Origin of the sequence: Rhizobium sp. BK456 (assembly GCF_014194045.1) — a bacterium.
In the GTDB taxonomy this organism is placed as follows: Bacteria; Pseudomonadota; Alphaproteobacteria; order Rhizobiales; family Rhizobiaceae; genus Rhizobium; species Rhizobium redzepovicii.
The window spans coordinates 216,638-229,665 of sequence record NZ_JACIAO010000007.1; the positions used below are offsets into that span (position 1 = coordinate 216,638).

Sequence of the window (13,028 nt, forward strand, 5' to 3'; positions counted from 1 at the left end):
TCGGCGTTGTTCCAGAACAATCTGAGGTCGGCTTTGTCAGCGTCCGCAGTTCAGACGACATATCTGACGTTCGCGTCAGCAAGATGGGCGAACACTTCTATATTTTGAATGAAAGCATCATTGACGCGTTTCCCTAGCGATCTCGTAGGGACGGATGCACGATCCGCCTGTCGCAACGGCGCCGACTGGACAGCCGGCGCGCGGGAAATCGCTGCGATCACCTGTCGTTGATCGTGGGAAGGTGCGTTTCGACCTCTACGCGGCGCCGCTCATCCAGCGGCTCAATGTTCTTCTGCCAGAAAGCCTCGGCCTCCGGCGTGTCATCCTCCCAGTGGCGGATCTTGACGATATTATCATCGATCTTGGCCAGCCGTTTACCGCCCAGTCGCAGATATTCATCCGCCAGTTCTTTCGATCGGGTCGTATGCATGTCGCGCTCCTCCATAGGTGAACTAAAAGACCGATCGTCCTTCCAGTTAAACAGCACGGGTGCGATCCTGGTTCCAATTCATGGGCCGAAACCGGTCCGCGCATCCAGTTCAAGGAGTGGCCGCCACAGCGCCCTACCTCAAAGCAGCACCAAGCCCCGTCCCGATCTTGATCTCTCCCGCTGAGACGTCTTTCGCCTCGCCTCCGCCTTGTTGGGCGGCTATCCTAAGCGCCGATTCGCTATCCGCGACGAGGGCGTGGCGTGAACGAAGCATCAAAGGAGAGCGCGATGACGGACGCCAAGGGCGGCATTTCGGGACTGCGGCCGCACATTACTGTGATCGGCGTCGGCGGTGGTGGTGGCAATGCGATCAACAATATGATCGCGGAAAACCTGGCAGGCGTCGAATTCGTCGCCGCAAACACGGATGCTCAGGTGCTCGCCACCTCCAAGGCGACGCGCCGTATCCAGCTCGGCGCCAATGTGACCGAGGGTCTGGGCGCCGGTTCCCTGCCGGAGGTCGGCCACGCGGCGGCCGAGGAATCGATCGATGAGATCATGGATCACCTGGCCGGCTCGCACATGTGCTTCGTCACCGCCGGCATGGGCGGCGGAACGGGCACGGGCGCAGCACCCGTCATCGCCCGCGCCGCACGTGCGGCCGGCATCCTGACGGTTGGCGTCGTCACCAAGCCCTTTACCTTCGAAGGCAACCGCCGCATGCGGATGGCGGAAATCGGCATCGAGGCGCTTCGCCAGGCGGCCGATACGGTCATCGTTATTCCCAACCAGAACCTCTTCCGCATTGCTGATGCAAAAACCACGTTCGCCGATGCCTTCATGACGGCTGACCGCGTGCTCTATGCCGGCGTCGGCTGCATTACCGACCTGATCGTCAAGGAAGGCCTGATCAACCTCGATTTTGCCGACGTGAAATCGGTCATGCGCGGCATGGGCCGCGCCATGATGGGCACTGGCGAAGCCTCCGGTGAAAGCCGCGCGATGAAGGCGGCGGAAGCGGCCATTGCCAATCCGCTTCTCGACGATATCTCGATGAAGGGCGCCAGGGGCGTGCTGATCTCGATCTCCGGCGGTTCGGATATGACCCTGTTCGAAGTCGACGAAGCCGCAAGCCGCATTCGCGACGAAGTGCAGGACGACGCCGATATCGTCGTCGGCGCGATCTTCGACCGCAGCCTTGACGGCAGGTTCCGCGTCTCGGTCGTGGCGACCGGCCTGGAAGGCGGCGCCGTGCCCGCCTCCGCTTCTCAGCCAGCCGTAGAGCAGATCCAGACGCGCACGCTGCAGTAGGGCCGCCGCTGTTGACTAGACGTCGCCCGGTGCAAGAACGGACGGGGCGACGTCGCCGCTTGGCCAGCTGAAACCCGGTCAGCGAAGAGCATGTCCAAGATATCCAGACACGGAGATTTCGACGGTCTTCGACTTTGGGATGTAGAGAGTATCCGCTGCGGAAAATCATAGACGACGGTGGAGATGAATCGTCTCCGCTAAGGATAGCGTCATTCTGAGACGCAGAAGCCGAACGCTGGCGCCTCGAAGGACGAGGCGGGTGCGCCTCGCATAAGTCCCGCACTGAGAACCCGACTAATACCTCACCCCACCAGCCCTCTGATTTTCTCCGCATCCTCCGCCGTGGCAGGATTATACACCACCATGCTGAGATCCGGGCGGCCATCCACCTGAAATGCTGAGTATTCGAAGGCGAGCAACCCCAGCACCGGGTGCTTGATGTGTTTGGCGCCCTCGCCGTGGGTGCGGACATCGTTGTCACGCCACATTGCCAGGAATTCCGGGCTCTTGCGGCAGAGTTCGTCGACCAAGGGCTCGACCTCGGCCGCAGCACCCGCGCGGGCCGCGTCCACACGGAAGGCTGCAACGACGAAGCGGGCGACGCTTTCCCAGTCGTGCTGGGCTGCGCGCACGCGCGGCTCGAGGAAGATGAAGCGCAGCACGTTGCGTTCTTCCGGCGGCAGTGCGCCGTAGTCGGTCAGCAGCATGGTTGCCGCCCGGTTCCAGGCAATCACGTCCCAGATGGCGTTGCGGATCAGCGCCGGGCTCGGGTCCAGTGCATCGAGCACGCCCTGCAGCCTGGGCGTCACCCCGTCTTGCCTGCAATAGCGCACCTCGGGCGGGCGGCCGAGGCCGATAAGGAAAAGATGCTCGCGCTCGATATCGGTGAGCATCAGCGCCCGCGAAATCCGGTCGAGCACGTCGGCCGACGGCGCGCCGCCGCGCCCCTGCTCCAGCCAGGTGTACCAGGTGGGGCTGATATTGGCGCGGCCTGCTACCTCCTCGCGGCGTAGCCCCGGCGTGCGGCGACGCTCGCCGGCAAAGCCGAGCGCGGCCGGATCGAGCTTGGCGCGGCGGTCCTTCAGATAGGCGCCCAGCCGGTTTTCGGAGGTGACGAATTCGCTCATCCTGTTATGCATTATACCATGATAATATCACTACTTTACCATGATAGCAGCGTGGTCGATATCTGTCTCCAGCAAAACAGGAGACGCTGACATGCGCGTATTCGTAACCGGAGCCACCGGCTGGGTTGGCTCGGCCGTCGTTAGTGAATTGATCGCCGGCGGACACCAGGTGCTTGGCCTCACCCGCTCGGAAAAAGGAGCTGAGGAATTGGCGGCCGCCGGCGCTGCGGTCCATCGCGGCACGCTCGAGGATGTAGAGAGCCTGAAGCGCGGCGCCGCCGAGGCCGATGGCGTCATCCATACGGGCTTCAACCATGATTTCTCGAAATTCGCCGAAAACTGCGCCCTCGACCGGCGCGCCATCGAGGCGCTCGGCGAAGCTCTCCAAGGCTCCAGCCGTCTCCTGCTGGTCACCGCAGGCCTCGGCCATGCGCCCGGCCGCGTCGGCACCGAAAAAGATCCGCCCATGCCCACCACAGAGACCTATCCCCGCGCCTCGGAAATCACCGCGGTATCACTTGCGGCACGCGGCGTGCGCGCCTCGACTGTCCGGCTTCCGCCTTCGGTGCATGGCCACGGCGATCACGGTTTCGTGCCGATCCTGATCGATTTCGCCCGGCGGACGGGCGTTTCGGCCTATATCGGCGAAGGCCAGAACCGATGGCCGGCGGTGCACAGGCTCGACGCCGCCCGCCTCTATCGGCTGGCGCTGGAGCGCGGCGCCGTGGGCGGCCCCTTCCTCGCGGTCGCCGAGGAGGGCGTGCCGTTCCGGAAGATCGCCGAGGTGATCGGGCGGCGGCTCAATGTTCCGGTGGTCTCGAAGTCGCGCGAGGAAGCGGCTGCGCATTTCGGCTGGTTCGCGATGTTCGCGGGCTTCGACGTGCCAACGTCGAGCGAGCACACCCGCGCGCTCCTCAACTGGCAGCCCACCCAGCCGGACCTGCTCGCCGATATTGACCACGCGGCTTATTTTTAAGAGCTCATCCTCACGCCCACCCGCAGGAGCATCGCCGCCCCCAACAAGCCGAAAGCCGGGGTCGGCTTGCCTGCAGACTTAAAGGGGAATTCTTCGCCTACCGCATCCGCCCCTCATTCATATCGGAGGGATCGTAGTTGATGTCCCAATCCTTCTGCGGCTTCTTCTTGCCGGGCGGGTTCTTGTGCACTGTTGCATCTTCGGAGCCGGTGATGACGGTCGGCTTGGCGCTGGCAACGCCGGTGCTCTTCCTGTCGGCGCGGGATTTGGCGAACTGGCCGGCCGCGTCTTTCTCGGGGTTGGCCATCTCATTCGCCCTTCTGCTTCAGCGCATCGCCGAGATCCTTGGTCTCGGGATCGCGGTTGTTTTCGCCCTTCGCGTCGCGATCGCGGTCCGGATCGTCTTTGGCTTTGAGATAGCCGCGCGGGGTGTTTCCCTTCGGGCCTTCCCATCGGGGAGACTGATCTGTGGTGCCGGGAGCACCATCTTTGGGGGTCGTCATGCCCATCGTCGTTTCTCCTTGGTTGAGGAGGAAAAACCGGGAAAGGCGCCAAGTGTTCCCGCAGAAAATATGGAACAGTGTCGTTCCCCAACGGTTGTCCCGAGGTCGCAACCTCGAACAGGGAGCCGAAGATGAGCAAGACCAACGTCCGTGAACTACAGAAACGCGCCGAACAGCAGGTCAAAAACACCAGCGCCGGCGGCCACCTCGGCGGCACATATTTCGGTCAGCAGCCCGACGGCAAAACTGCCTCGGACAGCAGCAACGACAGCGCCAAGGCGCGGCCGAACGACGGGAGCAATTGAGCGGCGCGTGCCGCCAGCTTACCTGGTGGCGATATCACCGCCAACAGTTGTGTGGAAGCCCATCTTTCCCTCATTTCTGTTCTCGGCCTTTGACCCAAGGACAGAGATGAGGAACCCGGTGAGCGCTTCCTGTCAAATGTTGTACAGGCATGCACACGCCGCAACCCCCGCCTGTCATTGACCGACAACGCCTCTGCCCTACCTTCTACTCGCGGCCGGCCGAGGGGATAGGAGCCGGGGCGAAAGCGGAGGGGCGACGTGGCATCCTATTCTATCGACGATGCCGGGAGCTTGCTCCCGTTTCGTAATGCAGTCCCGGTAGCCCCGGCGCAATCGCGCTATTCCTGGATATCGGGCTCGATCACCCTGGCGAGGTTTTTCAGCGACTCCTGCCAGCCGAGATAACAAGCCTCCGGCGGGATGAGGTCGGGCACGCCTGCCTGGGTGATATCAACCTCGGTACCGACCGAGACCTTTTTCAGCGTCACGGTAACTTCCATTTCGCCCGGCAGGTTCGGATCGTCGAACTTGTCGGTGTAGCGGACGCGTTCGCCCGGGACGAGTTCGCGGAATTCGCCGCCGAAGGCATGGCTGTTGCCGGTGGTGAAGTTGCGGAACGACATTCTGAACGTGCCGCCGACGACCGGCTCCATATGATGAACGGTGCACAGAAAGCCATTCGGCGGCAGCCACTTGGCAAGCGCGTCCGCCTCGATAAAGGCGCGATAGACCTTTTCCGGGCTGGTCGCGAAAACGCGGTGCAGGCGTATGGTGTTCGGCATGGTGGTGATCCTTGTAGTGGACAGAATGAACGCGCTAAGGACGGACAAGCCTTCGCCGATCCGACACGGGATCGATCTTTTCTTCAAGAAAAATCGCGTAAGGCTGCGCAGCCGTCAGCTCGGCATGCCTTCGAACTGCGGAAGGTGAAGGGGCGTTGCCCAAGCCAGCCGCCGTTTGGTGAACATCTCGACCCCCGGCTATATCAGCTCAGCGCATGCAGCAGCAGGCGTGCGGCCTGCTTCGACGAGGCCGGATTCTGCCCGGTAATCAGTTGATCGTCCTGGACGACATGCACCGCCCAGTCTGCCGTCGTCGAAAACTTCGCCCCCTGCTCTTTCAGCACGTCCTCGAGCAGGTAGGGCACGACCTCGACGAGCTGCACTGCGGCCTCCTCGGAATTGGTAAATCCGGTCACCGTCCGACCCTTTGCGATCGGCCCGCCGTCCGGAGCCTTGACCTTGGTCAGTATCCCCGGCGCGTGACAGACGAGCGCCAGCGGTTTTCCCGCAGCAAGCGTCTCCTCTATCAACGTGTGGGCGTTGCGGTCGTTCGTCAGATCCCAGAGCGGGCCATGGCCGCCGGGAAAGAACACGCTGTCGTAATCGGCCTGGTCGATGTCAGACAGTTTTAGCGTGTTGGCGAGCGCGGTCGTTGCCGCCGGGTCGCGTTCGAACCGGCGCGTGTCTTCGGTCTGAAACGCCGGCTCGTTGCTCTTCGGATCGAGCGGAGGCTGGCCGCCTTTGGGCGATGCGAGCGTGACCTCGGCCCCGGCGTCACGGAAGACGAAATAAGGGGCGGCGAGTTCCTCGAGCCAGAATCCGGTCTTCTTGCCGGTATTTCCCAGCTGATCATGCGATGTGAGAACCATGAGAATTTTCATTGCCCAGCTCCTTCGGCCGGCCGGAGGACAAAGTCCCCCGCGTCCGGTTTAACGGTGAAATACTGCCTGCAATCTCATGCTGAAGTGGAAGAAATCATAGATCGACTGCACCCGCGATACAAGTGTCGCTCAAACCCTGCACCGACCAGCCTCTGTACGTTCCGAGGCTCCGGTGTATGAAGAGGGACGGATTGCCCATAGGATCGATCCGATCGCGTTGGCCATTCCAGGGACCTGAAAAGTGAACAAGCCGAATTATCGGGATATCGCCCGCCATGCCGGCGTCGGGACGGCCACGGTCGAGCGGGTCCTGAACGGACGCGGCGGCGTTCGCCCGGAACTGGTCGAGAAGGTGATCATTGCCGCGCGCGCACTGGATTATCCCCGCAAGCTCCCGGACACGCATCGCGGCCTGCTGCGCATAGAGGTGTTGATGGTCCGTCCTGAAACGACCTTCTATCAGCGGCTCTCCGCAGCATTCGAGAGGATCGCGGCCACCCTCGACCCGCTGGTGATCGTGCATCGCAGCTTTACCGAAGAGATGAAGCCGGAAGAAATCGCGCGCCGCATCTTGTCGGCCGGCCTGCGGCGCGCCGGCCTGATCCTGGCGGTGCCCAGCAATCCGGTGATCGGCGCGGCCGTCGAGACGGTCAGCGCCCAAGGCTTGCCGGTGGTCCACGTCGTCACTCGCGCCTCGGAACGGACAGGCGAATTCGTCGGCATCGACAATTATGCCGCCGGCCGGACGGCAGCGCTCTTCATCAGCCGAATGGCACGCCGGACTGGTCCGGTCTTTGCGATCTGCCATCCGATCTATCAGGTGCACCGCGATCGCATCCGCGGTTTTTCGGATTATTTTCTCGAGCATCCCGGCTCCACCAGCTTCCAGCAGCTGGGGTTCGGTCTCGACGACGAGCATCTCGGCGCCGAACTCCTGTCTTCGGCCTTGCGGATGTATCCGGACCTTGCCGGCCTCTACAATGCCGGCGGTGGCAATTCGGCGCTGATCAGTGTGCTGCGGCGGCAGGCGCGCGAACGCGGCATCTTCTTCGTCGGCCACGAACTCACCGATTATACGCGCAGCGCCTTGCAGGACGGCATCATGGATGTGGTACTCGACCAGGCGCCCGAGGCGCAGGCCAGACGATCGCTCGATCTGATCCTGCGCCGGGTTGGCCTGACCGATATCAAACCGGACCAGGCACCAATCCGTTTTATTACCATCACCAAGGAAGGGCTTTGATCTAATCAGATCAAGGAAGGCTTCGGCATTTACCGGCGTCCCTGCTAATTTCCAGTCAGCAGAGAGATGCGGGCGGACGCGGAAACATCCGGCCCGCCGTAAGGAGATGCCAATGGATGATCTGAAATTCGGCAAGCGCAACAAGCGTGGCGACTGGGCGCCGAACCAGCCTGCCGAAACCGCCCCGCTGTTTGCGTTTCCGCCGCGGCTGATGGCGGTCCTGAAATGGCTTCCGCATTACTTCTTTCCCTGGAATGCGATTTTTGCCGCCTCCGCCGTCGCTTATTGGGCCTGGGTCATTCCGCCGGTGGAAACAATGCGCACGCTCAGCCTTGGCTGGATCGCCTGGCTCTATGCGGTGAACGCCGTCGCGGTCTTCCTGTTCTACGGCGCCTTCGAACTGCATCTCTACGTGCTGAAACGGCAGGAAAACCGCTTCAAGTACAATGGCAAGTTCCCGGCCGACCACAAGAGCAACGCCTTCTGGTTCGAACGCCAGAACCTCGACAACATGCTGCGCACCTTCCTGTGGGGTGTGACGATCTGGACCGCCGTCGAGGTCGGCATGCTCTGGGCCTATGCCAATGGCTACGCGCCGTGGCTGAGCTTTGCGGAAAATCCATGGACGCTGGCGCTTGTCGCGCTCGTGGTGCCGATTATTCATGAGTTCCATTTTTTCTGTATACACCGGCTGATTCACACGCCCTTGCTCTACAAATGGGTGCACTCGGTCCACCACAATTCGGTGAACCCCTCACCCTGGTCGTCGCTGTCGATGCATCCGATCGAGCACTTGCTTTATTTTGGGACCGCCTTCTACCATCTGTTCCTGCCCTCCAACCCGATCCTCATGCTCTACCAGCTGCACTATGCGGGTTTCGGGGCCATTCCCGGCCATGTCGGCTTCGACAAGGTCGAGATCGGTAAGGAGAAACTGGTCGATAGCCACGCCTATGCGCATTACCTCCACCACAAATATTTCGAGGTGAACTACGGCGACGCACTGATCCCGCTCGATAAATGGTTCGGCACCTGGCACGACGGCTCGCCCGAAGGCGAAGCGCAGATGCAGGAGCGCTACCGCAGGCGCAAGGAAAAACTCGCGGCCAGCAAGGCCCGCCTGGAAGTCGGGGGGGCGGCCGAATGACCTGGGTTTCAGCTGGCAAACTCGACGACATCGAACAGGAAGGCGCCATCCGCTTCGACCATGGCGGGCGCACCTACGCGATCTACCGTGGCCCGGATGATAGCGTCTACTGCACCGCCGGGCTCTGCACCCACGAGGCGATCCATCTCGCCGACGGATTGGTGATGGATTTCGAGGTGGAATGTCCAAAACATTCCGGCGCCTTCGACTATCGCACTGGCGAGGCCATCAGGCTTCCGGCCTGCGAAAATCTGAAAACCTATCCGGCAGAGGTCATCGACGGAGAGGTTCGCGTCGCTCTGGCTTGATGCATGTCGCCCGGACATGCGCAGCGCTTTAGGCCTTGGTTTTTATGTCGTCACGAGCGCCGGCCGCTTTTTTCACGGAGAAAACATGGACGGTATGGTCATCATCGGCGCCGGCGAATCCGGCACCCGGGCAGCCTTTGCCCTGCGTGGAGCAGGCTATTCGGGGCCCGTCACGCTGGTCGGCGCCGAGCCCCACCTGCCCTATGAACGGCCGCCTTTGTCGAAGACCGTCGGCGATGCGGTGCAGATGAAGCTGATCTGCGCTGCAGAAGCGCTGGATGCGGCCGGCATCACCTATCTCAAGGGCTTGTCGGCCGCCGAGCTGGATGCTGGCGCAGGAGCGGTGCGCTTGAGCGACGGCCGGGTGCTCCACTATGAAAAGCTGCTTCTGGCCACCGGCGCGCGGCCGAGACGGCTCACATGTCCCGGTGCAGCGGGCGCACTCGATTTCCGCACCCACGCCGATGCCGAAGCGATCTTCTCCCGTGTTGCGCCGGGCCGGAGCGTGGCGATCATCGGCGCCGGCCTGATCGGGATGGAACTCGCAGCGGTCCTGCGCGGAAAGGACGTTTCGGTCAGCGTGATCGAAGCCGCGCTGAGACCTTTGGGCCGTGCCGTCCCCGCCCGCTTTGCCGAAACGCTGCACGCCAGACATGTTGCGGAAGGCGTGCGCTTTCACCTCGATCGAGGCGTGGCGGCGATCAGCGACGACGGCGTCACCCTGACCGATGGCAGTCTGGTGCATGCTGATCTCGTCGTCAGCGCCATCGGAGTGGTGCCTGACATCGCTTTGGCGGAAGCAGCGGGACTGGCCACCGGCAACGGCATTCTGACGGACGCCGATCTTCGCACCAGCGCACCGAACGTCTTCGCTTCAGGCGATTGCGCGGCGGTGGCCCAGCCGGGCGGCGGATATATCCGCTATGAAAGCTGGCGCAACGCCAGGACGCAGGCGGAGACCGCGGCGCGAAATATGGCCGGTGCCGCCGAGACCTTCGGCGCCCTCCCCTGGTTCTGGTCAGACCAGTATGATCTCGGCCTCCAGGTGGCGGGACTGCCGCAGCCCGCCCATCAGATCGTCCTGCGTTCGGCCGCGGAGGGCGAACTGGAGTTTTATCTCGACAACGGACGCCTCGCGGCATCCGCGGGCCTCAGCACCGGCAATGGCCTGGCCAGAGACATCAAGCTCGCCGAGATGCTGATTGCCGCGGGCCTCAGCCCCAGCCCCGCAGAACTGGCAGACCCGGGCGTAAACCTCAAAATGCTTCTGAAGAGCGCGCGGGCCGCATGACACAGAAGCTGCTGATCTTCCAATCGCTCTGGGCCATGGAGCGGCGGCACACGGATGGGTTCGAGCGCACACTCGACGAGAACATCGCGATGATCTCAGAGGCGGGCTTCGACGGCATCAGCGCGCATTACACCAACCGGGGCGATGTCGTTGCCCTCAACGAGGCCATCCGGGGCAGCGGCTTGAAGATCGAAGGGGGCTGCTTCCCTCGCTGTGTCGACGATCTGCGTCTGCCGCTGGAACTGGCCGCGGAGTTTCCGGTCAGCCACCTCAACCTGCAACCCGATATCCGCCCGCGCCGCATCGATGCCTGCCTGCCGCTTCTCGACGGCTGGATGCGGCTCGCGGAAGATGCCGGCATCCCCGTGTTCATTGAAACGCATCGCGACAGGATGACCGCGGACCTGTTCTTTACGCTGGATCTGCTCGATCAGCGTCCCGACCTCCCGCTGCTGGCCGACCTGTCGCATTTCCTCGTCGGCCGCGAATTCGCCTTTCCGGTCGATGAGGAAAACCACGCTCTGATCCGACGCATCCTAGGGAACACCCAGGCATTTCACGGTCGGGTTGCCTCGCCTGAACAGGTGCAGATCGAGATCTCCTTTCCGCACCACCGGCCCTGGGTCGATCTCTTCATCGAGTGGTGGGAGTATGGTTTTCGCCACTGGCGATCCCGCTCCGCCGAGGACGCTGAACTGATCTTTACATGCGAGCTGGGTCCCAAACCCTATGCGATCACCGGCAGAGACGGCAACGACTCGTCCGATCGATGGGCTGAGGCCCTGGCGCTGCGGCAGCTGGTGCGTGAACTCTGGGCCGCCGCTGCCTAAATCCCGTTACTCCGCGTCCTCATCGTGCAAATCCCCTGTTGGATCAGTGCAGTGTGCCCCAAATCGTAAGCGTGTCGGCAGAGGTTTGGGATTGTTAATCAGGGGTGCCTAATGTAAATCTTGACGTGCACAAGTTGTGCGACAGTTGATTTGCTACGATATCTGGTTAGGACATTCGACTGAGAGAGGCCCGAAGATGCGGAAAATTCGTGCGGCCAGCTCGGCCCTCGGACAAACACAGCCAGAAGCTTCGACTTCGATCGACCGGCTTTTGTTCTTTGACCGCGACTTCAATCCCGTCGAGAATTTGCTGGGCAATGAACTGCCTGCTTCCGTCAAACCGGCCGCGTCACTTTGGGAGCATTTTCCACAGCTGGACAAATCAGCGATTACGCTCGCTTTCCGCTCCTTGGATGACAGCGCCCAGCCGTTGCGAATATCGGGCGATCTGGGCAGGCCGGGCGCGCACGGGCTGACGATCTATCGGATCGGAGAGCTGTTTGCCGTGGTTCGCTCCGAGGAGCTTGTCGACGATGAGCGCGCGACCCTTTTGCATCTGGCGACCCACGATCCGCTGACGGGACTGCCGAACCGACGCCAGTTCAGCGACGACCTTGCTGCGCTGCTGCAGGAGACCGCAGGCTCGGACGAGACCCTGTCTCTGATGCAGCTCGACCTCGACGATTTCAAGCCCGTTAACGACACGCTTGGGCATCCAGCCGGTGACAAGCTTCTTCAATTTGCCGCAAGGCGTATTCAAGACTGCCTGACCAGCGATGACAGAGCCTACCGACTGGCCGGCGACGAATTCACGGTCATTTCCAGGGGCTCGGGACATCCGGCCAAAGCGCACCGGTTGGCGGAAGCTTTGGTTGCCGCATTCAAAAAGCCTTTCACGATCGATGGCATCGCGGTCTTTGTCGGCACCAGCATCGGCATATCCACAGCTCCTCCAGATGGAACCAATCCGGAGCAGTTGATGAAGGCATCCGATCTTGCGCTTTATGCCGCCAAGCAAGAGGGGCGCGGCCGGGCAAAAGCCTTCGATGCCGCAATGCTGGAATTGCTGGAGCAACGCGAATTGCTGCGCCGCAGCCTGCGCATGGCTTTGGACCAACAGCAATTCTTCGTCGAATATCAACCCCTTGCCGAAGGCGGCTGCATTGTCGGGTTCGAAGCGTTGCTGAGATGGCACCACCCGCTGCTTGGAAAAATTCCACCGGCGGCATTCATTCCGATGGCCGAGGCCGATGGAATGATGCCTGACATCGGCGCATGGGTTTTGGAGCAGGCATGCCGCGAAGCGATGAAGTGGCCTGAGAATTACATCGTGGCCGTCAATGTCTCGGCGGCAGAATTCCTGACGAGCGGCCTCACGGATCGCATATCGCAGACGCTGGACCTTGTCGGACTTCCGCCCGAGCGTCTGGAGCTTGAGATCACCGAAAGCGTGCTGCTCGAGCGCACCGTCAACAACATCGACACGCTGAATACGCTCAACGTACTGGGGATACGGATCTCGCTGGATGATTTCGGGACCGAATATTCTTCACTCAGCTATCTCAAGACATTCCCTTTCGACACGATCAAAATCGACAAATACTTCATCACCGATCTGGAAAGCGATCCGAAAAGCCAGACGATCGTCCGCTGCATCGTCAACCTCGCACATGGCCTCGACATGCAGGTGACGGCCGAAGGGGTCGAGACGCCGGCTCAGGCGGAATGGCTGCACAGTGTGGGCTGCGACAGGCTTCAGGGCTATCTGGTGAGCAGGCCGCTTCCGGTCGAGGCGATCGGCGAATTCATCAACCGGGCTGAAACACCTGTGAGCCACGCGCTGGTATAGCAAGCCAGAGATTTTTCGCCGTGCTTTTTTGAGGGCATCTGACGC

At 61.9% G+C, this 13,028-nt stretch carries 15 protein-coding genes and 1 pseudogene; 9 read left to right on the forward strand and 7 right to left on the reverse strand.

Features of this window, described 5'->3' with window-relative positions; genetic code table 11:
* Positions 1 to 217 precede the first annotated feature (217 nt).
* A complete protein-coding gene (locus FHX03_RS20790; protein ID WP_245426816.1) occupies positions 218 to 430 on the reverse strand; it encodes a hypothetical protein in 213 nt (70 codons plus the stop codon).
* Between the two features lie 288 nt (positions 431 to 718).
* On the opposite strand from FHX03_RS20790, the gene ftsZ reads away from it, so the two are divergent.
* Positions 719 to 1,741, forward strand: coding sequence for a cell division protein FtsZ (ftsZ, locus tag FHX03_RS20795; protein ID WP_183855242.1), 1,023 nt, complete (start codon positions 719 to 721; stop codon positions 1,739 to 1,741).
* Between the two features lie 302 nt (positions 1,742 to 2,043).
* Here the strand turns inward: ftsZ and FHX03_RS20800 are convergent, their stop codons facing one another.
* Positions 2,044 to 2,868: a helix-turn-helix transcriptional regulator gene (locus tag FHX03_RS20800; protein ID WP_183855385.1), complete on the reverse strand. Its 825-nt coding sequence runs from the start codon at positions 2,866 to 2,868 to the stop codon at positions 2,044 to 2,046.
* 91 nt (positions 2,869 to 2,959) lie between these two features.
* Between FHX03_RS20800 and FHX03_RS20805 the strand changes: the two genes are divergently transcribed.
* On the forward strand, positions 2,960 to 3,844 hold the full coding sequence (locus tag FHX03_RS20805) for an SDR family oxidoreductase (RefSeq protein ID WP_183855244.1): 885 nt from the start codon (positions 2,960 to 2,962) through the stop codon (positions 3,842 to 3,844).
* A gap of 97 nt (positions 3,845 to 3,941) precedes the next feature.
* Here FHX03_RS20805 and FHX03_RS20810 read toward each other — a convergent pair whose 3' ends face one another.
* Complete coding sequence (locus FHX03_RS20810) at positions 3,942 to 4,151, reverse strand: hypothetical protein (RefSeq protein WP_183855246.1); 210 nt, start codon at positions 4,149 to 4,151, stop codon at positions 3,942 to 3,944.
* A gap of 1 nt (position 4,152) precedes the next feature.
* Positions 4,153 to 4,353 carry a hypothetical protein gene (locus FHX03_RS20815; RefSeq protein WP_012558107.1) on the reverse strand — a complete coding sequence of 67 codons (201 nt, stop codon included), beginning with the start codon at positions 4,351 to 4,353 and terminating at the stop codon, positions 4,153 to 4,155.
* Positions 4,354 to 4,478: 125 nt separating this feature from the next.
* Here FHX03_RS20815 and FHX03_RS20820 point away from each other — a divergent pair, with 125 nt between their 5' ends.
* Complete coding sequence (locus FHX03_RS20820; protein WP_003593709.1) at positions 4,479 to 4,652, forward strand: hypothetical protein; 174 nt, start codon at positions 4,479 to 4,481, stop codon at positions 4,650 to 4,652.
* Positions 4,653 to 4,990: 338 nt separating this feature from the next.
* On the opposite strand, the gene FHX03_RS20825 is transcribed toward FHX03_RS20820, so the two are convergent.
* From FHX03_RS20825 to FHX03_RS20830, 3 genes and pseudogenes are all read right to left on the reverse strand, one after another.
* Positions 4,991 to 5,434, reverse strand: a complete 444-nt coding sequence (locus FHX03_RS20825) for an SRPBCC family protein (protein ID WP_183855247.1) — start codon at positions 5,432 to 5,434, stop codon at positions 4,991 to 4,993.
* Between the two features lie 114 nt (positions 5,435 to 5,548).
* Positions 5,549 to 5,632: pseudogene (locus FHX03_RS34555) on the reverse strand (aldehyde-activating protein); the annotation flags it as partial.
* Positions 5,633 to 5,637: 5 nt separating this feature from the next.
* Positions 5,638 to 6,315, reverse strand: a complete 678-nt coding sequence (locus tag FHX03_RS20830) for a type 1 glutamine amidotransferase domain-containing protein (protein WP_183855249.1) — start codon at positions 6,313 to 6,315, stop codon at positions 5,638 to 5,640.
* Positions 6,316 to 6,556: 241 nt separating this feature from the next.
* On the opposite strand from FHX03_RS20830, the gene FHX03_RS20835 reads away from it, so the two are divergent.
* From FHX03_RS20835 to FHX03_RS20860, 6 genes are all read left to right on the forward strand, one after another.
* Positions 6,557 to 7,558 (forward strand): LacI family DNA-binding transcriptional regulator, encoded by a 1,002-nt coding sequence (locus FHX03_RS20835; RefSeq protein ID WP_183855251.1) that lies wholly within the window; start codon positions 6,557 to 6,559, stop codon positions 7,556 to 7,558.
* A gap of 112 nt (positions 7,559 to 7,670) precedes the next feature.
* Entirely contained in the window at positions 7,671 to 8,705 is a 1,035-nt protein-coding gene (locus FHX03_RS20840) for a sterol desaturase family protein (protein WP_183855253.1), read from the forward strand.
* Entirely contained in the window at positions 8,702 to 9,013 is a 312-nt protein-coding gene (locus FHX03_RS20845; protein ID WP_097625995.1) for a MocE family 2Fe-2S type ferredoxin, read from the forward strand. Before FHX03_RS20840 ends, FHX03_RS20845 begins: the two co-directional genes overlap by 4 nt.
* Before the next feature lie 85 nt (positions 9,014 to 9,098).
* Positions 9,099 to 10,304, forward strand: coding sequence for an NAD(P)/FAD-dependent oxidoreductase (locus tag FHX03_RS20850; RefSeq protein ID WP_183855255.1), 1,206 nt, complete (start codon positions 9,099 to 9,101; stop codon positions 10,302 to 10,304).
* Positions 10,301 to 11,134 carry a sugar phosphate isomerase/epimerase family protein gene (locus tag FHX03_RS20855; protein WP_183855257.1) on the forward strand — a complete coding sequence of 278 codons (834 nt, stop codon included), beginning with the start codon at positions 10,301 to 10,303 and terminating at the stop codon, positions 11,132 to 11,134. The genes FHX03_RS20850 and FHX03_RS20855 overlap by 4 nt, the downstream gene beginning before the upstream one ends.
* A 196-nt stretch (positions 11,135 to 11,330) precedes the next feature.
* On the forward strand, positions 11,331 to 12,983 hold the full coding sequence (locus tag FHX03_RS20860) for a putative bifunctional diguanylate cyclase/phosphodiesterase (protein ID WP_097625998.1): 1,653 nt from the start codon (positions 11,331 to 11,333) through the stop codon (positions 12,981 to 12,983).
* Positions 12,984 to 13,028: the final 45 nt, after the last annotated feature.